The sequence below is a fragment of the Enteroscipio rubneri genome, from assembly GCF_002899715.1.
Taxonomy (GTDB): domain Bacteria; phylum Actinomycetota; class Coriobacteriia; order Coriobacteriales; family Eggerthellaceae; genus Enteroscipio; species Enteroscipio rubneri.
This window is the reverse complement of sequence record NZ_PPEK01000011.1, coordinates 22628-43389: the sequence shown is the minus strand read 5'-3', so window position 1 is coordinate 43389 and position 20762 is coordinate 22628. Positions and strand designations below refer to the sequence as shown.

Genomic DNA, 20762 nt, shown 5'->3' with positions numbered 1-20762 from the left:
GAACGGGGTACGGTATGGGCCGGGTACTGAGGCGTGAACATGAAGACAAGCGGCTGGCGTTCGCCGCGCTGCTCACGACGGGCATGATCGCCGCGATCCTCGCGTTCGCCGCGCTTGCGGCTCCCTCGCCCGCCTACGCGGCCCAGCTGCAAGGAAAAGGCACGGCCGACGAGCCCACGCTTATCTACAGCACCGAAGACCTCATTGCGTGGTGCAACAGCCTGAACGGCATGAGCAAGGACCAAGAGCGCCAGCAGTACGCGCGCCTCATGAATGACCTCACCGCCCCTGGCCCCGATGGTGCGGAATACGGCGGGGTCGTCGACGACGCCGTCGTCGACAGAATGAACCATCCCGACTTGCAAGTGGCCAAGCTCGACGGCAACGGGCACTTGATCGAGCTCCAGCTTACCAGCCACAGCGCCCTCTTCCAGACCGGCGGCAAGGCTGGCGACACGGGCGTCACAACGATCAAGGACCTCCACGTCATCGGCTCGGTGAGTTACAGCGGCAACGCAGGCACGCTGTTCGGGAGCATCGGCACGAAGGGCGACTCTTCCGATGACCGCCGAATCGAGATAAGGGATTGCACGAACCAGGCGAACGTGCAGGGCGGTCCGAGTGCCGGCGGCTTCATAGGCTCGTATTTCGACAATAACAACGACAAAGGCGGTATCGTCATCGAGCGCTGCTCGAACTTCGGCGAAATCCTGTCCTTGGAGGGGCACGCTGGCGGCATGGTGGGCAGCCTTGTGAAGTGCAGCGATAGGATCCCGGCCCAGCCTAAGGCAAGTGGTTTGGAGTACTGCTCGAACAACGGCGAGGTCAAGTCGATGGGCGGCAGCTTCCCCACGGTCTATGACAACAATAATCAAGGCAAGCCAGAAACAATCGGGGGATGCGCCGGAGGCTTGGTGGGGTATCTGTCGTATATAGTGACCACTTTTAGCATTCATCACGACTACAACCAAGGGGAAATCTATAGCTCGAGCAGTATCGGATACTCCGGCGGTTTGGTGGGATTCGCCGACACCCTCGACGGTTATGCGCGTTCTGTTTCGTCCTGCTACAACTCAGGCGCTATCAAAACCGACGCCGCAGAAGCCGGGCATGCCGGCGGCCTTTTCGGGTACGCGGTGCCCTCGTCATTTAAGATTACCAGCTGCGAGACTCTAGAGGGCAGCGTGCCGGCGGACGCCATCGGCGGTAGCGCGTGCAACGGCAGCATCGTCAGCATGATTACTCTCGACATTACCCACGGGTATACCAATAGCGATCCTGAAATGTGCATAGGCGATGGCGGCAGGGTACTTGAGGGCGTCGGCGTCGGCAAGGACATCAAGATTACGTTGATAAACCCCATGAACAGCGAGCGCGCGAGGGACGCGTACGGCTACGCCTACTGGAACACGGTTTTTTCCAGCAAGAATGCCGATGCGCCCAAGGGCTACAGCCTGGCCTATTGGACGCTCGAAGCGCCTGACGCGAGCGGCACGTGGAGCAAGCCGCCGAAGGAATACAAGGCCAATCCGGACGATATACACGATCGCATCTACGGCGGCGACCCCATTTTCTACGCCTACTGCGTGCCCTCCTCGGCTACTGTGAAGTTCAACCTGAACGAACCTGCCGGTAATACCTGCTCCATGGATCCGAAAGACGTGACCAAGACCTTCGTGAAAGGCGAACCGGTAGGCGCGCTGCCCACGGCTACGTGCGTCAACAGCGAGGACAAAAACGACACGCGCGCGTTTTTGGGCTGGGCGACCATGCCCGATGGGAACGACTCGAAGGCCGAGTGGATCAGCGAAAGCTCCGATAACCTGTACGACTTCGTAAAGAGCGGGACCGTCACGCTGTACGCGCAGTGGGCCGATACGAGCCTGCCGTTCGATATTACCATCCAGCCCGAAGATTTCTTGGCTTCCGCTCTTGCCAAGGACGTGAATCAGCGGATTTCCTTTGGTTTCGCCACCCTCTACCCGTTCGACAATTGCTACCGCTATTCGGTGCAGCTGCAGTACAGGGAGGACTCGGACGATAGCTACAAAGAGGTTACCGACCTCCTCCATTCTGACTACAGGAGCCGAGTTTATTTCTTGCTCGAATCCCCAAAGCAGGCCATAGGCGACTACCGCCTCAAGATAGACTACTACGAGCTGGACAACCTTATGGGCACCCTCTATACCAGTTCTGCGAACATCGTGCTGCAAATTCCGCAATCGGAAGCGAACGTGACAGTCGTCGGGCTGGTCAAAGACGACGAGTCCAGCAACAACAGTGAAACAGATGAGATCTTGGGTACGAGAACCTACGACGTATCCGGGATCATACAGGGCGACATCCCGTTGCTCATAGGCGACGCCCCGTCGCCCGAGAGCAATCTCATTCCGAACGACTACGCCTATAACGTGTGGATCGAGGGCGACGATACCGTGTCAAAGAAGGAGTACGTTGCGGACATGCGCTCCTTCAATTTGGCGGACCAGCATTTGAAGGAGGGGCAAACCTACCAGCTGTGCGTGGCCCGCACGTTCTATCGTTCCTACGGGAAAGACACCTACGAGGGGGAAAGCGAGCCGTACCGCATACCGTTCGTAGTTCCCTACGCAGATAGCGTGCCGGTCAGCATCACGGTGCCGAAGATGACGGTCGATGACGTGGTGACGCTCGACAATAAACCGTGCTCTTTTGAGACCTTCAGCAAGATACCCCTTAACAAGCCGTTCAACCTGGTCGTGGACGCGAAGTACGAGCAGCCGCAGCCCGAAAGCCGTCCGGTGCAGGTCCGATGGCAGTATAGTGACAGCTGGGACGGCGTGAATTGGGCCGACCTGCCCGTGGACACCCGTGTTGCGTGGAGCGACGACCGCAAGACCGCGCGCCTGTATACCACGCTGAATGCCGATATAGCGTTTGATGAAGCGATCTTCCGGGTGAGGCTGTCCTCGCCGCCGTCACCCGACAGTGTGATAGGCAATAACTCGAAAGAACTGTCGGTGTACCTTGCCGAGCCGGAGATGGCACAGCCGAGGGTGACAGACGATACGCACGTGAAACTTGAGTGGACGTGGTTAGACGGCGGCGGGAGTCTCATGACATCCGAGGGCTTTGCCGTGAGCATTGAGCGCAAAGAACCGGGAGGAGGGGACTGGGTAGAGGAGAAAACCGATTGGACGACCGAGTACTCCTACGAAACCACCCTTGATCCTCAGGTGGAGTATCGCGCGTGCGTGCGTGCCGAAACGGCGGGTTTGAAGAGCGATTACTCGAATTACCGTACCTTCAAAACGACGGGCGCGACAGGGCTTACGTGGAACGATGCCTATTGCACGGCCTACCTCCCCTCCGAACAGCGGAACGACAAAATTTCCGTGGATTACGATTGGGCGAACTACAACGACGGCAAGCATGCCGTCCAGTACTCGTGGTATCTCAATGAGAACAAGGACAGCAAAGGGGGGTACTCGCACTTCGCCACCACGGAATCCGACTCGATGAACTTCCCGGAGGACTTCGTGACCGAGAAGCAATGGGATCCGATGAAAGCGTGGTGGGTGAAGGTGGAGGCCCGGGTGTGGGCCCTTACCGACGAGGGAGAACTGGACTACGTCGTCACTGGTACAGCAAAGACGTCATCGCCCCTTCCCGTTGTCCACAACACCACCGCGCCGCAGAACCTGAAGGTGAAGGATGTGGGGTCGTACCATGCAACGGTTTGCTGGGACGCGCCTGCCGAGGGCACGGTGCGCGAATACGAGGTGAAGGCGGGGAGCTACAAGCAAATCGTCCCGGTGGAAGCGGGCAAGACGAGCTATGAGGCGACGATAAACCTGTCCCCCTCTACGTACTACAGCGCGTCCGTGAGCACGGTCGACTCCCGCAAGAGAAACAGCACGATCGCCACAACGCCGGAAACGGTCGAAGTCCATACGCTGCCCAGCCCCGAGGTGGGCACTTGGACGGTCACGGCCGACAAGACTGCTGCCGACCTGGGCGACAAGGTTACGCTTTCGGCCTCCTATGTAGCGAACAGCGGGAAGTTCCCGACGGCTGCCGAGTTGCAGTGGTACTCCTGGTGCGAGGGCGACCCGGATTGGCAGCCCGAAGGCGAAGCGGTTACGCTTAACGATGCTAGCAAGGATTACACGACGACCCTGATACATGAGGTGACCTCCGAAGATTACGGGCGGCAGTGGAAGCTGGGCGTGAAGGCGACCTCGCCCGACGCGTCGGTCACGGGCAGCTCGAACGTCGTGACGGTGGCCATCATGCCGCCCACGCCGACGAACGTCGCGTGCGGCGCGCCGACGCCCACGAGCCTCCCGGTTTCGTGGAAGCCGGTTGAGGACGCGGAGGGGTACCAGATCAAGTGCGTGAAGCTGGATACCGACGGCAATCCGGAAAACGCGACCACGTACTCGGTGACTGCGGACGGCTTGAAGCCGGATGCCGGCGGCAAGCTGTGCTACGAGGTGCTGAACCTTCAGCCGAGCACGACCTATCAGGTGAGCGTTGCCGCGTTCGTGCGCGGCGTGACCGGCAAGTTCTCGGCTGCGCTCGACGCGACGACGTTGGCGGAGCCCACCATCGAGACGCCCGTATTCCAGCAGGTGCCCAAGACGGCATGGGTGGAAGCTGGCGATGATGCAACGTTCACGGCGCAGGCCAGCGTGAGCGACGGCGGCGCGATCGCGTACGCCTGGCAGCGCAAGGGCGCAGGCGAGCAGGACTTCACCCCGATTGCGCAGAGCGACAAGTACGCCATGAGCGAGAATGCCGGCGTGGCGACGCTCACGGTGAACAAGGTGGGCGCGGACGATGTGGCTGCGGCGTTCCGCTGCGTGGCCACGAACAGCAAAGACAATCAGACGGCGAACGCTGCCAGCACGGCGGCCTACCTGACGGTGGCTCCCGTTGCGCCGACGGACGTGCAGGCGCAGGCGACCAGCGCGACTACGGGCGAGGTTACCTGGAAGGCGAGCGGTGCAATCCATCGCTTCGCAGTGACGTGGCGACAGTTCGACGAGGACGGTTATAAGGGGTCCGAATACTCCAAGGTCGTCACCATCCCCAACGATGAAACGCAAGGCAGCTGCCAACTCGAGGGGCTGCTGCCCGAGGCGAGCTACGAGGTGGCTGTGTATGCCGCGCCGGAAGCCGGCTTCCGGTCGGAGAAAGTGAGCGCATCGCTCTATACGCCGGCTGCAAGCGCGCTCGATTCGGCCACGGTGTCCTCGGACAAGACGCTGGTAAAGCCCGGCGAAACGGTGACGTTCAAGGTTGAAACGAACGTGGACGGCCTGCTGCCGGAGCGGTTGGAGTACCGTTGGCAGCGCAATTCGTCCGGTGAGTTTTGGTTCGACGTCGAAGGCGAAGCCGGTACGAAGAAGGAGCTTTCCATCGTGGCGCCCGAGGGCGGATCGGTCGAGAGTTATCGCTGTATCGTGACGTCCACCAGGACGACGACTGGCGTGGGCACCGACACGAAGAGCGTGACCAGCTCCGTCGGCTTGCTGCTGACGAGCGTTCCCGTGGCGCCGCCCGTGCAGCTTGCGGCCGAGCCGGGTACTACCTCGGTGCATCTGACGTGGGCAAGCGGCGACCCGCGCGATGTCACCTACCAGGTCCAGTACGCGGAGGGCTCCACGCCGAATGATGACGCTTGGCAAACCGTCGACAACGTGGGCTCCAGCACGTCGTGCGACGTGGAGGGCTTGAAGGCGAACACGGTGTACTCGTGGCGCGTTCAGGCCGTGGTGCGCGATCAACTGTGGTCCGAGTGGGCTCAGGCCGATACGTTCATCACGCTTGAAGAGCCCAGCGCGCTGGCTACGGTGTTGGTGACGCCGCGCTGGGGAGCGGCCGTGGCGGGCAGCAGCAAGGGCGTCACGTACACGGCGGTGACGAATATTGACAATGCCCTTAACGGGGAAACGCTGTCCTACCAGTGGCAGGAAAGCGCGACCGGTGTCGAGTGGAGCGATGTGCAAGGCGCAACGGAGGTAACGTACGTTGCGGATGCGGCGAATGCGAAACCGCGCTCGTGCCAGTACCGCTGCGTCGTAACGGCCAGCAAGGACGGCGCCCCGCTGAAAACCATAACAAGCGAGTCGGTCAACTTTAGGACTACGGCGACGCCTCCCACCGACTTGGTGGCGGAGAGCATTACGGCAGCCACGGCGAATCTGTCGTGGAAGGGCTCCCTCGTTGAGGGGCTGTCCTACCGCGTGTTCTGGCGCGCATCGGGAGCCGATGCATGGATCAGCACGTCCGACCTGACGGAAGCGAAGTACACGCTGAAGAGCCTCATGCCCGCTACCACCTACGAGTGGTACGTGCAGGTGATGGACAACGGCGAGCCGTCGGTGCGCTCGGTCACGTCGCTGTTCGTGACGCAATCGTTGTCGCCGATCCCCCAGCTCACGCGTGTGGTGGTGGGCCCGCTGGATCAAACGCCCAGCGCAGGCGAGCGGGCAACGTTCACGGCGTACACGAACGTGGACGACATGCCGGACGAGACAAGGGCCTACAAGTGGGAGATGCGGGATCTGGATTCGGATGAGTGGAAGACGCTCGAGGGCAAGACGACGCGCGAGATAAAGCTTGATCCGGGCGCGGACGGCTACGTGCGCTGCACGGTGACGTATACGCCGCCCACCAGCGCGCTTGTGCAGTCGCTGGCCAATGCCTCGGTTACCAGCACCAACGAAGCGCGCGTGCGCGTCATGCCTGGAGCGCCGAGCGGCTTGACGGTTAACGCCGTGGGCAAAACGACCGCTGATATCAGCTGGACTGGCGACGCGAGCGGGGCTACGTTCGACCTCGTGTATCGCGCGGTCGGTTCGAGCGAGTGGGCCAGCGTACCGAGACTGAATTCGGCCTCCACCAATTTGGCTGACTTGAATCCGGGCACGGTGTACGAGTGGAACGTGCGCTCCGTTGCCTACGACGCAAGCGGCGATCCGTTGTACAGCGACTGGGTGGCGGGTCCTCTGTTCACCACGCAGCCGGAAGAGATCGTGTTCTCGCGGGCCTGGGTCACGCCGAGCGCGACGAGCGTTCTGGCTGGCGCCGAGGGCTCCGTCACGCTGACGGCGAATACCGACGCCGACACCGCCAACGAAACCCTGACCTACCAGTGGCAGCGCTTCGACGGCACCGCATGGAAGTCCGTGGATGGTGAGACGGCTGCCACGCTGCAGGTTTCCGCGAAGGACCTGCCGGTCGGCGAGCACCCCTACCGCTGCGAGGTCACGGCTACGCGCGGCAGCAGCACAAAGACGTTCGACAGCAACGAGTCCGTCGTGACGGCGATGCCCGCTGCGCCGACCGATCTTACCGTCGGTGATGATTTTCCGTATGTTGACCCTGATAACCAAAGTGGCCAGGTGAGTGCCGTGCTCAGCTGGACGTGGGGCAACGGCGCTTTGCCGGAGGGCACTCGGTTCGAGGTGAGCTACCGAAAGCTCGCAGGAGCTGGTGCCATCAATGACGAGTGGCTGTCCGAAGGTCTTGAGATAGACGACGCGGCCAGGACGTGCCAGGCTGTGCTGGAAGCGAGGAATATCACGTACCAGTGGCGCGTGCGGGTCGTGCAGAACGGCGTGACATCGCCGTGGTCGGAGATCGACACGTTCATCACTGCGCAGGACGAGCCGGCCGAGGTGCTCAGCTCCGTTCAGGTAACGCCCTCTGACAGCTTGGTGAGCAACGATGAGGTGGCCACGGTCACCCTCACGGCATCCACGAACGTGACTGATGACGTCGCTCTCACGTACGCGTGGGAATGGTGCAAGCTTACAACGGAGGATCCGCGCAAAAGCGAAACCGTTTGGACATCAATGGACGACAAAACATCGAAGGAGATAACGCTTTCCGGGGATGAAAGGAACCGCTACGTGCGCTGCACGGTGAAGCAGACTGTTGGCGGGACGACCAAGACCGCGTCCAGCAATCCGGCACGCGTGCGCACCGAGCCCATGGCACCGAAGGAGACTTCCGCGAAGGCGGCCCGTGTCGGCACTTACGACTCTACCTCGTGCATCGGCCTGCGCTGGGAGTGCGATGATCCGCGTGCGCAAAATGATGCGCAGAAAACAGTCATAGGCTATGAAGTGAACTACCGCAAGATCGGTGAAAGCGAGTGGTCTGAAGAGATTTGCAACGAAAAGAGCTGCCGGCTGACTTCCTTGGAGTTTGACGCAACGTACGAGTGGCGCGTGCGTACGATATTGAGCAATAATATGAAAGGGGAGGGAGGTTATAATCCTACGGTGGATAAGGGCGGCCCGCATTCCGAGTGGGTGGACGGCCCCGTGTTCACCGCGCCGAAGGTCGAGGTCACCCCGACGAGGGCGGCGGCGGTCATCGGCAACGGCCGCACCCTGACGTTCACCGCCATTCCCAATGCCTCCATAATGAGCCACGAGCGCAATAAGGAGTACCAGTGGGAGCGTTATGAGGGCACGAAATGGGTGTCTGTGCCGGGCGAAACGAACGCGACGCTCAGCATCAAGGCGAACGAGGCGGCCACGGCTGGAGCGAGCAGGTATCGCTGCACGGTGACGTTAGAGGGCAGTGAGTACACTCGTATCGTCACGACAAGCAACGAGGTCACCTGCACGCTTGCGCCCGCCGCTCCGACCAACTTGACGGTATCGGACATCTCGTCCGACGAAGCCACGCTTTCCTGGACGTGGGAGAAGGGAGGTTTGCAGAAGGCCGACAAGTTCGAGATTCTCTATCGCGAAAGCGGTGCGAAGGTATGGGAGACCGCCACGGCTGCAGACCGTGCCTGCGAGTTTGTGCTCAAGGACTTGAAGCCCGAAACGATCTACGAGTGGCGCGTGCGGGCCGTGCAGAACGGCGTGGAGTCGCTGCCGTCGTTCGCGAACCTGTTCGTCACGGCGTCGGAGCATCCTGCCTTGAAGCTGGAGTCGGTGCTGGTGGATCCGAGCGACCAGACGGTGAAGCCGGAGGCGCAGGTCACGGTGACGGCGACCACGAACCTGGACGGGATGGTGGATCCGGGCGAGCTTACGTACGCGTGGGAGAAGCGCGCGCTCGATTCCGATCCCAACGCTTCTGATGCATGGACGGAGATCGCGGGCCAAACGGGCAGCAGCGTGACGCTTCCCGTCAAGACGAGCGGCTACGTACGTTGCACGGTGACGTATACAGTCAACGGCTCTGCCGTGGGCGACCCGGTTGTCAGCAACGAGGTGTCCGTGCGCGTGCAGCCTGATGCTGTTCCGACCGACCTGAACGTGAAGGATATCGGCGACACGACGGCGACATTCGCATGGGGCGGCACGCTGCCGTCCGGCGGCTCCTTCACGCTGCTGTACCGGCCGGCTGGCGAGGACGGATGGACCACGGTGCCGAAGCTCACCGCATCGCCCTATACCGTAGAAGGCCTTGCTCCCGGCACGACATACGAGTGGCGCATGTGCTCGGTGTCGGCCGACGGGGTGGCCTCCGAATGGGTTGACGGTCCTGCGTTCGCCACGACGTCGCCGGACGGCGTGCTCGGCAGCGTGGTCGTGGCTCCCGAGCGTGCGGAGGCGGTGGCGGGCGATAGCGCGCTGGTCGAGGACTTCTTCGCCACGGTTACCGGCACCGCCGAGGGCCAGTCGCTGGCGTACCAGTGGCAGGTCCTGCTGTCCGGCGGGTGGACGAACCTGCCCGGCGAGACGGGCGAGCGCACCCATCTGTCGGTTGCCACCTTGGAAGCGGGCGAGCACTCCGTGCGCTGCCTCGTGACGGCGACGGCGCCGGGCGGCAAGACGAAGACGGTCGAGAGCAACGCGGTGACGCTGGTGCTGTCGCCGGCAACGCCGAGCGGCCTTGACGTGCGAGAGGTGACGAGGGATGCGGCGACGCTTGCGTGGACGTGGGCGGGGCCGGGTGCGGTCGATTCGTTCAATGTCCGGTATCGCGAGGAAGGCGCCTCGGATGCTGATTGGGCAACCGCTCCCGCGGACAGCGTCGATCCTGTAAGCATGACCTGCATCATCAAGGTTCTTGCGTCCGGCACGTCCTACGAGTGGCAGGTGCAAGCCGTGCGAGGTGGTCAGACGAGCGCCTGGGTCGCCAGCGGGTTCGTCACGCTGGCGGACGGGCCGCTCAAGGTTGCGCGCATATGGCCGTCCGACGTGGTGCTTGCGAAGGACGAACAAGCCAGGTTTGTGGTATTCACGAACCGCGGGAATGCCGCAGACGTTTCGTACGAGTGGCAGCGCCGCGCGCTCGATTCCGAGGATGCCGACGATTCGTGGGAGACTATCCCGAACGCGACGGATAAGATCTTGACGCTCGCCGCCAACACCACCGGCTACATACGCTGCGTGGCCACGCAGACGGCTCCAAGCGCCGGGGCGGCCGAGGGCGCCGAGGTGTCTGAGGTTGCCGAGGCGGCTGAAACGCCTGAGACGCCTGAGGGGGCCGACGTGGCCGAGGGGGCCGAGACACCCGAGGGGCCCGATGTGGCCGATGTGGCCGACGCGGCCGAGGCTGGCGCGTCGAACGAAACGCTTGGGGCGAACGATGGTTCCGAGACGAACGAGGCGGGCGAGACGCCTGCGGCGAACGAGGCAGGCGAGGCGTCTGCGACATCTGAGGTATCCGAGGTTGTCGAGACTTTCGCAGCGTCGGCGCCGGTCGCGATCAGCAACCAGGCGCGCGTGCGCGTGACGCCCAGCGTTCCGAGCGGGCTCACGGCGGCGGCCGGCTACACGAACGCCGCGCTTTCGTGGGCGCCCGCCGATGTGGACGGCGTCACGTTCACGCTGGCGTACCGTGTTGCCGGTAGCCAGGATTGGACGGAGGTTCCGGGTTTGACCGCTCCCGAGTACGACTTGGGCGGCCTCGCCCAGGGTTCCTCCTACGAGTGGCGCGTGCAAGCGGTCGTGGGCAAGGGCGACGATGCTTTGAAGACGGAGTGGGCGTACGGCGATTCCTTCACCACGCAAACGATGAAAACCTACCGGGTGACGGCCGGTGCCAACGGCACGTGGCAGCCGGGGCAGGCGGGTCTGGCGTTCACCATCAACGGCGAACTCGACAAGTTCGTGTCGCTGGCGGTCGATGGCGCGGAGCTTAAGCGCGACAAGGACTACACGGCGATTTCGGGCAGCACGATCATCACACTCTCGAACGACTACCTGGCCACGCTTTCGGCGGGCACGCATACGCTGGTCGCGACGTACACCGACGGGACGGCCGAAACGACGTTCACCGTTGCCGAGGCCGACAAGCCGACGCCGCCCCCGCCAGGTGACGGCAACAACACGAGCGGAACGGACGGCGACGATAGCGGAGCCGGCGGTGCCGGCGCCAAGCCGCTGGCTCCCACCGGCGACCCGCTGGGCAACGCTGTGGGCGCCGCAGGTGTCCTCGGAGCCGTCTGCGCGGCGTTTGCAGCGATTGCAGCGGTCCGCCTGCGCCGCCGTCGCTAACCAGTACCGCCCAAGGCCCGGCGCCGCCCCCGCGGCGCCGGGCCTCCCCGTCAGTACCACCCTGTTCTAAAAGGGGACAGGCACTTTTAGGACAAAATGAGCGCCCCCGCTCGTCTCGAACTGAACGAGATCCCAAAATGTTGGACGGTCGAAAGTAAAATCTAAGCAGGGCCAGAGGGGCTGTATCAAAAGTGATGCAGCCCCTCTGGCCGAGGTTGAGCACGGATCTTCAAGTTCCCGCGCGAGGTCATAAACTACGTCCTCGAAAAAGACGACATCGCGAAGAACGTGGCGAAGGCGAAGTTCCTCACGCGGGTGTTCAAGAAGAACAAGCCGCTCATCGACCTGCTTATGGCTGACGATGCCGCACGGTTCCTCCACGAGGCTGAGTTGCTGGCTGTCGGATTCGTTATAGATGGATTATTCGCTGAAATTGTTCCAAGAAAGGGCAAGGTAAGGTTATAATTCATCGACAATGCGGGTGTCGCCAAGTGGTAAGGCCCAAGCTTCCCAAGCTTGTATTCGCGGGTTCGAGTCCCGTCACCCGCTCCATCGACATTCACGAAACCCGCTGCGGCGGGTTTTGTAGTATATGCCGACGCATCCTCGAGTGCGCACTTCACATCCAATGAAAGGCAGTAGACAATGAGCCAGCAAACCATACCCGTATACAATACGTTCGTTTTCGATCTGGACGGCACGCTGCTCGACACACTACCCGACCTCGTAGAACTCACGAACGAGGCGTTGCGCGAGCAAGGGTTCCCCAGCCGTACGCGTGACGAGATCCACAGCTTCGTCGGTGCCGGGGCCGAAGCGCTTATTCGCCTGGCTGTTCCCGCCACAGCAACATCCGAGCAGGCTGACGCCACCATGCGCCGCTGGAAGGAGCTGTACCCGATCATCGGCAATAAACTAACTCGGGCCTACCCGCATATGGTCGAGACGCTTCAGGAGCTGAAAGGGCGCGGTGTCCGCCTCGGCGTGCTGTCCAACAAGTTCGACGCGGGCGTGCATGATGTCATCAACCTGTATCTCCCGGACATTTTCGATGTGATGCACGGCGAGAGCGAGGAGATTCCGCGCAAGCCTGATCCGACCGGCCTGCTGCGCACGATTGCAGAGTTGGATTCGACGCCCGCTCAGACGGTGTATGTGGGGGACTCGGGTACCGATGTCGCGGTTTCGCGCAATGCGGGCGTGTTTTCACTCGGAGCTGCATGGGGCTACCATGGTGCTGCGGGCCTGCGGAAGGCCGGTGCGGATGCGGTGATCGAGGACCCGCGGGAGCTCCTTCGGTTCGCACCGGAATATGATTACACAGGGTAATTATAAGACTGACAAGTATGTATAAAACGTGAATGAAGTGCGGGGGGGGGGGACTCCATTCAGCGCTTTTTCGTTGTCAAACCGTAGTCTACCCAGTATGATATTTAAACGGGTGAATAACGTACCGCCATTGGCGCGCTTGATGCGTGTGCCTTATTGGCTGACGTTACGATAGAGAAAAACGGAGCCTTTTTTATTCTCATGTGCTGCATCACGCGGATAAACGATCTAAGTACCGCTCGAGCTTTTGCTGCCCGAGCGGTTTGCCTGTGCTCGGAATCGGTTTGTTTTGCTGCGGCCGCTCCGGTTCGCGCGATAGCGCCCGTACGACCGGACAGTCGGGGGGGGGTCCTCTAAATGAGAGAGAACTCCCGAATTCCCGGTCCCGAGCCTGCAAGACACCATCAACAGCATGATGTAATACCGCCTGAATCGCAGCCTGCGGCATTTCGTCCTGTGGTGCCGCCGCCGAATCAACGTTCCAGCGCTCGACGAGCCGCATCTGCGCCTACCGATTCACGCCTTATGGCTGCTCCCGATCTCTCGCGTTCCGAAGAGATCCTCCGCGTTCGCAAGAAGCGCAAAAAGCATTCGGCGCGCAAAGCCGTTCTTATCACGCTCGCGGCTATCGTGTGCGTGTTCGGACTGGTGGGCGGCGCGGCGGCTTTGTACCTCAATTCCATCAATCAGGCGCTTTCCTTCGACAACAAGCAGGAGGCCGATAATCTGAAGGCCGCTCTTCAGCCGGTGACCGCCGAGACGAAGGATAAGCCGTTCTACATGCTCGTGCTGGGTTCGGACGCGCGCGAGAGCGACGAGGCCTCTCGCTCCGATGTCATCATCCTCACGCGCGTCGATCCGCAGAACGGCACTATCACCATGGTCTCCATTCCGCGCGACACGATGGTCGAGCTACCTGGTCACGGCCGACAGAAGATCAATGCGGCGTATGCCTTCGACGGTGCGGCTGGGGCGGTGGATGCGGTGTCGAAATTTGCCGGCGTGCCCATCACCCACTATGCGGAAATACACTTTCAGGAACTCGAGACACTCGTCGATACGCTAGGCGGGGTGTGGGTGAACGTACCCGTCACCAACGATGAAACCGGCTCAAGCAATACCGGAAAGCGCATCGAAGCCGGAGAGCAGCTGCTCAACGGCGAACAGGCGCTCGCGTTTGCGCGTGAACGCTACGGATACACGCGCGGCGATTTCCAACGCGCCGACAACCAGCGGATACTGGCCCAGGCCATCGTCAAGAAGGTGCTCGATGTATCGCCGCTCGATCTTCCCGGCACCGTCCAGCAGCTTGCTGAATGTGTGAGCACTGACTATGGTCTCAACGAGATTATCGAACTGGCTCAGAAATTCCAAACAGCCGGGGCCGTGACGTTCTATTCGGGGCTCGTGCCCTCGTCCACAACCACGATCGACGGCATAAGCTACGTAGTGACGGAGTATCCGGGCTGGACGGAGATGATGCAGCGGGTTGATGCGGGCGAGGATCCGAACGCCGCACCCACTGCAGGCGCCGAGTCCTCCGATACGACCGATACAGCAAGCACGTCGGGCGAACCCCAAGAGGGCGACGGGCCAGCTTCAAATGCGACGGAGTCATTGTGATGGCTTCTGCGGTCAAGCTCAGGCAGGTAACCATGCGTAAAGGACGTTCATGACTCTTCTGGAATTGATAAAGCTTCTGCGAAAGCATCTGAAGCTCGTTATCGCGCTTCCCATTGCGTGCGCAATAGCGATGGCGGCCTTCGCATGGCTGTTTTTGCCGAACCAGTATTCAGCCAGCGTTTCGATGTATGTGCTGACGAAATCGGACAGCGAGTCGAGCGGCGTGTCGAACACTGACTTGACGGCCAGCCAGATGCTCACGAACGACGTGGCGGCCCTTATCGAGCGCGATCGCGTGCTCAGCGACGCCGCGTCGGCGCTGCATATGGACTCGCTCGCCGGATATGACATCAAGGTCACGAGCGCGACCACGACGCGCGTGCTCACGCTCACCGTCACGGGGGAGTCGGCGCAGTCCGTCGCCATCGTCGCGAACCAGCTGGCCGCGACCACTGACAACGTCGCGCAGGAAGCTATGGACGTGCGCGCGGTCAACGCCATCGACAAGGCGGTAGAGCCCGCCGCTCCTTCCGGCCCTCCACGCGCGATGTACACCGCCGTCGCGTTCCTCGCGGGCATTTTCTTGGCTGTTGCCATCGTTGTGCTCATCGATATGGTGAATACGCGCGTGCGCAGTGCGGAGGAAGCGGAAGAACTGCTCGGATTGCCGATTATCGGCCGGATTCCAACCATCAAGGGCTAGGAGGGGATCATGGCCAAGAAGAAAAAGCAGTCTTCAAACCAACTCGAGATACAGAACGCGGCGAAGACGCTGTTCGCGAACATCCGGTTCATGTCAGTTGACGAGCCCATCAAATCCATCGTCATTACGAGTTCGGTGCCAAACGAGGGGAAGTCGACCGTTTCAGTCAATCTAGCGCAAGCGATGGCGACGGCCGGAAAGCGCGTGCTGCTCGTCGAGGCGGATATGCGACGGCGCAGCTTAGCTTCGATGCTGAAGGTGCGTGCTTCGTCGGGTCTGTACGCGGTGTTGTCCGATGCTGCGCCGCTGGATGCTGCCGTGGTAAGCACGACGACAGCTAACCTGCAGTTTCTCGATACCGAGCCGAATATTCCGAATCCAGCCGACTTGATCTCATCGAAGCGCTTCAGCCGTCTGGTGAGTCAGCTGGAAAGAGGCTACGACTATGTGATCTTCGACATGCCGCCGGTTGGCACGTTCGTGGATGCTGCCATCCTTTCGACGCTCGTTGATGCGACGATTATGGTCGTTCGACCGAATCTGACGAAGCGTTCTGAGCTAATGGAGGCTTACGAGCAGCTGCAGAAGGCCAACGCTAAGGTGATCGGCGTATGCGCCACGTTCGTTGAGGGTTCTGGATCCGAATACTATTACGCGTACTACACCAATTCGGGCGAACGGGTGAAGCCCGAGGTTTCTCAGAACGTTGCTCCTGCGACGTCTGCCTCGCATGCGTCCATGTCGAAACAGCAGGCGTATCGCTCGAATCCGCATCCGACGACGGCGAGCGTCGTGCCGCCGAAACGGGGTTCGAGGAGATAGCCGATGCGCGATCTCCATTGCCATATAGTGCCGGGCGTCGACGATGGTGCCCCCGACCTGGCGGCATCGCTTGCGATGCTTGAGGCTGCGAAGGGCGCGGGCATTACGTCTATCGTATGCACGCCGCACGTACGCGATCCATATTTCGATTATAGAGCGATGCGAGAAGCGTTCGAGTTGTTGCGAGCACATGCCGACGGGTTTCCTCTGACGATGGGCTGGGAGGTCAACCACGCGAAGCTTATGGAGCTCGGAATGGAGTGGGCTGATCGGTTGCACTTCGATGGCACGAACGAATTCCTTTTGGAGCTGTCGACGCGCTGTCATAAGCACGATTTCGACGTGTACGAGCGAACGATCTTCGAACTGCAGGGCAAAGGCTATACGGTGATCATCGCGCATCCCGAGCGCTACCTTGCGGTGCAGGAGGACGTGGAGGTGGCGCGCGAGCTAGTGCGCATGGGCTGCAAGCTGCAGGCCTCGGCCGATTTCGTGGTAGGCGGGCGCATGGGCAAGGAACGAAAGCCGGCAAAGAAGCTGTTCGAGGAGAACCTGTACAGCTACATTGCAAGCGACGCGCATCGAGTGGAGCATTACGACTGCTTCGCTGAGGCGCGGAGGACATACCGATGCCGAGGAGCGCATGCGCGTATGTGAGAGTGAACGATGGGTCGGCTGAACGCTGGCTGCCCGCGCGACGGCAAGCTTTTTGCCGCTTGATCGCAGCAGAAGCGCTGTGACCAAGCGGCAGGAAACTGCACCTGTTGCGCAAATGCGGCTGACTCTCTTGCAGTAGGCCGTCGAAGCGTACGCATATCTTGAGGAAAGCGGGATCGTCGCTGGGTGCGCGTTCCGGATCGATCAAGAGGACTATATCGTTGTTGCGTTTTGGCCGAATGGCTCAAGCGAAGCCATATTCCCATTGGTCTTACTAGGGAGGTGATGGCATGTGGTACGTCGTGCAAACAGTCGGCGGTCAGGAAAAGCACGTGCTTGATCTGATCTATAAGCTTGTCGACGAAGAACTGATCCAAGAGTGCTTCATCCCCCAATACGAGGTAAAAAAACGTATCCGGGGCGTGTGGACCATATGCACCGAGGTGCTGCTGCCCGGTTATATATTCGTGATCACCGAACATCCTGGGAGGCTGCAAGAGGCGCTGCGAAGCGTCCCGAAGTTCACCAGACTTTTGGGCAACAACGATGTGTTCATCCCTCTTGACGATCAAGAAGCCGCCTTCGTCAACGCGTTCACAAAACCCGGCCATCGCGTGGTCGAGTTTTCGAACGGTGTGATGGAAGGGGACGAGATCGTGATCCTCAACGGCCCGCTTATGAATCAGACGGGCCTCATCAAGAAGCTCGATCGCCACAAGCGCCTTGCGTATCTGGAGATGGAGATTCTTGGCCGTAAGAAAACCGTCAAAATCGGATTAGAGATTGTTCGGAAAAGACCCTGACAACACAATAGACATGACCGCTACAGGTGCTGGCGCGCTGATTGACGACGATTTTGCGGGAGCAGGGGAAAGCGTTTCGGCGGACGGCGCTGAGACTTTTGCATATCCGATGCTTGGCAAGGATGGGTTTGAGAAAACGCTCGAGGAGGGCTGCGAGACGGCAGCCATGCTCGCGTCCGATGTGGCGTTCTTGGTTCCCGAACTTGTTTCCGAAGTCGAGGGCCCCGTGCCTGTTCCTGTGCGGCTTAATGATCGAGTCGTTTATCGTTTTGTTAAAAGAATTTTCGATATCGTATTCTCGCTGTGCGCGATCACGATACTGCTGGTTCCATCGATCTTTTTGTGCATTGCAATTCGTATCGAGAGTCCAGGAAACCCCCTGTATTCCCAAAAACGAGTGGGTCGGATCGGACGTAATGGCGAGGTGTGCACTTTCGACATGTACAAGTTTCGTTCCATGCATAAAGATGCCGATGAGCGTCTGGCCGAACTTCAAGAACTTAACGAAGCCGATGGCCCGCTTTTCAAGATCAAGGATGATCCGCGCGTCACGCGCATCGGCCGCTTCATCCGTAAACACTCGATCGACGAGCTCCCGCAGTTCCTGAATTGCCTCGCGGGTCAGCTTTCGTGCGTAGGTCCGCGTCCACCGCTTCCTTCCGAGGTCGCCCAGTATGATGAGCGCGCCATGCAGAGGCTATCCGTCAAACCTGGCCTCACCGGTTACTGGCAGGTGTGGGGTCGCAGCGACACCGGGTTCGACGACATGGTAGCCATGGACCTCGCTTATATCGAAGAGCGCTCGTTCGCCACTGACCTGCGGGTGATCGTGGAGACAACAAGTGTGATGATGTCCGGCAAAGGAGCTTGTTAGCGAATGCAGTCCCCTAAAGTACGAGATAGGGGTAGCTTGAGCATTCTCTATTTCTCTCAATTCTATCCTCCAGAAAACATCGCCAGTGCGTTCAGGGCTGACGAGCACTCGAGAGCATGGGTCGAGGATGGATCTGATGTGACGGTGTTCACCGGATGGCCCAATTATCCTACCGGCTCGGTGTTTCCTGGCTATAAGGTCGAAATGCTCGCAGAGGAACGTCGCTACGGCGTTCGCGTCCTTCGCAGCAAGCTCGTCGCAAAGCCTAACACGAACATCGCGCGACGTATTATGAACGGCATGAGCTTCCTTGTGTGCGGTGCGATCAACATCGTGCTCAACGGAAAGAGGATCGGCAAAAACTATGATATCGTTTTAGCTTCATCTGGCACCGTATTCGCCGGATGTCTAGGGCTGCTTTACGCCAAAACTCACGACTTACCCTTCGTCATCGAATTCAGAGACATCACGTTCGAGCAGATGGTAGCTACGGGGACGTCGGAAGATAGCTGGAAGGTCAAGATAATGCGGACTATCGAGCTTTATCTTGCGAGATCCTCCGCGCACGTCGTCGTGCTCACGAAGGGGTTCAAGAGGCTTCTCTGCGAGAGTGGGGTCGATGGCAACTCTGTTTCTGTGGTGCCGAACGGTGCCGATGCGGCTGTTTGTGCCAGCAGCGACGTTTCAGATGAACTGGTTTTAGGCTACTACGGCACCATGGGAATATCTCAAGATGTGCCGAGAACGCTAAAATACGCCGAAGCGGTCAAACGACTGGGCATACCCCTGCGATACGTTATCGTCGGCGAAGGTGCTACGCGCTCCGATGTCGAGAAGGCTATAGCCACGAATGAATATCCCTTCGCTCGGCTGCTGAGAGGCATGCCAAAAAAAGAGCTCGAACATTATTACCAGGTGACCGACGTATGCGTCGTATCGCTCCAGCCGAGCGCTTCGTTCAATGCGACGCTACCTTCGAAGATTCTCGAATCGTTCGCTCGCGGGATTCCTGTACTCTTCATCGGGCCCGAAGGAGAAGCGGCGGAGCTTGTGAGGGAGAGTGGCGCGGGTATAGCCCTTACAGGAAGCGATGAAGAAAATATCGCTACTCTAAGAATATTCTTCTCCAATCCTGATTATCGCGACGAATTGCGTGCAATGGGAGATCGGGCTGTCAGAACCATAGAGTGTCGTTTCTCGCGAAAGAAGCTGGCCAGCCAAATGCTCGACATTTTAAAAAGCGCTGCGGACAGGGGAAATCGGCATGATGATTAACGTTATAGGACTCGGCTATATTGGCCTTCCAACCGCACTCATGTTTGCGGCTCATGGGGTTGAGGTCGTTGGAACCGATTACGACAAAAACCTTGTGACTACGCTTAATAAAGGAAAAACGACGTTTAAGGAGGAGGGTCTAGACGATCTGTTCTCCAATGCGATGAAGGCTGGAGTCTCATTCACGACCGAGTACCAAACCTGCGATACCTACATTGTGTCGGTACCCACCCCTTATGACAAATGCTCAAAAAAGATCGATCCGGCTTATGTAGTTGCTGCAGTCGAATCGGCTCTCGACGTATGCCGACAAGGATCGATCATCGTTGTCGAATCAACCGTCTCTCCGGGCACAATCGACAAGTACGTGCGCCCGGCGATAGTTGGCAAAGGGTTTGCTATTGGCAAGGACGTCCATCTCGCCCATGCCCCCGAGCGCATCATACCGGGCAACATGATCCACGAACTCACGAGCAACAACCGTACGATCGGGGCAGACGATCCGCAGATAGGTGAACGGGTGAAGGAGCTGTATTCGTCTTTCTGTGTGGGGGAAATCGCGATTACCGACATACGGACGGCCGAGATGACCAAAGTGGTTGAAAATACGTTCCGTGACATCAACATTGCATTCGCGAACGAACTCGCCAAGATTTGCCATTCGGACGGCATGGACGTCCATGAGATCATCCGAATAGCCAACAAACACCCCCGGGTGAACATCTTATCGCCAGGGCCAGGCGTGGGCGGGCACTGCATCAGCGTCGACCCCTGGTTTCTTGTCGGGGACTATCCGGAGCTCGCGCGTCTCATTCGCAACGCGCGCGAGACTAACGACTCGATGCCCGAGTTCGTACTCGCGCGCGCAAGCGAGATTATGAAGGAAAACGACATAGAACCCTCCGAGGTTGGAGTCTACGGTCTCACTTACAAAGAGGATGTCAACGACGTGAGGGAGTCGCCCACTCTGCAGATGGTCGACAGCATGAAGCGCCACCTTTCCAGCGAACCCTGCAAGGTCTACGATCCGTGGGTCGAGAACGACATCGTGCCCAATCAGGTGCATTCAATGGACGTCTTCCTTGAGAACCTCAGGATGGTGATCGTCATGGTTGGGCACTCACAGCTGAAACGCGACCTCTCTGTCTTCGATGGACTTATAGTGCTCGATACGCGCAACGTGTGCGGAGACGGAGAGAATGTGCACAAGCTATAGC

General features: G+C 59.9%; 11 protein-coding genes and 1 tRNA gene. All 12 read left to right on the top strand.

Annotated features, from left to right (window positions below):
- Positions 1-14 precede the first annotated feature (14 nt).
- The 12 genes from C2L71_RS09015 to C2L71_RS08965 all read left to right on the top strand — a co-directional run bounded on the left by C2L71_RS09015 (position 15) and on the right by C2L71_RS08965 (position 20761).
- Positions 15-11459, top strand: coding sequence for a fibronectin type III domain-containing protein (locus C2L71_RS09015; protein ID WP_103265440.1), 11445 nt, complete (start codon positions 15-17; stop codon positions 11457-11459).
- 288 nt (positions 11460-11747) lie between these two features.
- Complete coding sequence (locus tag C2L71_RS12040; RefSeq protein WP_157938959.1) at positions 11748-11924, top strand: hypothetical protein; 177 nt, start codon at positions 11748-11750, stop codon at positions 11922-11924.
- A 12-nt stretch (positions 11925-11936) separates the two neighbouring features.
- Positions 11937-12011 (top strand) — tRNA-Gly (locus C2L71_RS09010).
- A gap of 93 nt (positions 12012-12104) precedes the next feature.
- On the top strand, positions 12105-12788 hold the full coding sequence (locus tag C2L71_RS09005; protein WP_239926562.1) for an HAD family hydrolase: 684 nt from the start codon (positions 12105-12107) through the stop codon (positions 12786-12788).
- 525 nt (positions 12789-13313) lie between these two features.
- Positions 13314-14411 carry an LCP family protein gene (locus C2L71_RS09000; protein ID WP_103265439.1) on the top strand — a complete coding sequence of 366 codons (1098 nt, stop codon included), beginning with the start codon at positions 13314-13316 and terminating at the stop codon, positions 14409-14411.
- Between the two features lie 49 nt (positions 14412-14460).
- Entirely contained in the window at positions 14461-15114 is a 654-nt protein-coding gene (locus C2L71_RS08995) for a YveK family protein (RefSeq protein ID WP_103265438.1), read from the top strand.
- A 9-nt stretch (positions 15115-15123) separates the two neighbouring features.
- Positions 15124-15936: a CpsD/CapB family tyrosine-protein kinase gene (locus tag C2L71_RS08990; RefSeq protein WP_103265437.1), complete on the top strand. Its 813-nt coding sequence runs from the start codon at positions 15124-15126 to the stop codon at positions 15934-15936.
- Between the two features lie 3 nt (positions 15937-15939).
- On the top strand, positions 15940-16593 hold the full coding sequence (locus C2L71_RS08985; protein WP_103265436.1) for a tyrosine-protein phosphatase: 654 nt from the start codon (positions 15940-15942) through the stop codon (positions 16591-16593).
- Between the two features lie 290 nt (positions 16594-16883).
- Positions 16884-17396 (top strand): antiterminator LoaP, encoded by a 513-nt coding sequence (gene loaP / locus C2L71_RS08980; RefSeq protein WP_103265435.1) that lies wholly within the window; start codon positions 16884-16886, stop codon positions 17394-17396.
- A 13-nt stretch (positions 17397-17409) separates the two neighbouring features.
- A complete protein-coding gene (locus tag C2L71_RS08975) occupies positions 17410-18270 on the top strand; it encodes a sugar transferase (protein WP_239926560.1) in 861 nt (286 codons plus the stop codon).
- Positions 18271-18306: 36 nt separating this feature from the next.
- On the top strand, positions 18307-19545 hold the full coding sequence (locus C2L71_RS08970) for a glycosyltransferase family 4 protein (RefSeq protein WP_170042478.1): 1239 nt from the start codon (positions 18307-18309) through the stop codon (positions 19543-19545).
- Complete coding sequence (locus C2L71_RS08965; RefSeq protein WP_239926558.1) at positions 19535-20761, top strand: nucleotide sugar dehydrogenase; 1227 nt, start codon at positions 19535-19537, stop codon at positions 20759-20761. Before C2L71_RS08970 ends, C2L71_RS08965 begins: the two co-directional genes overlap by 11 nt.
- The last annotated feature ends 1 nt before the right edge of the window (position 20762 follow it).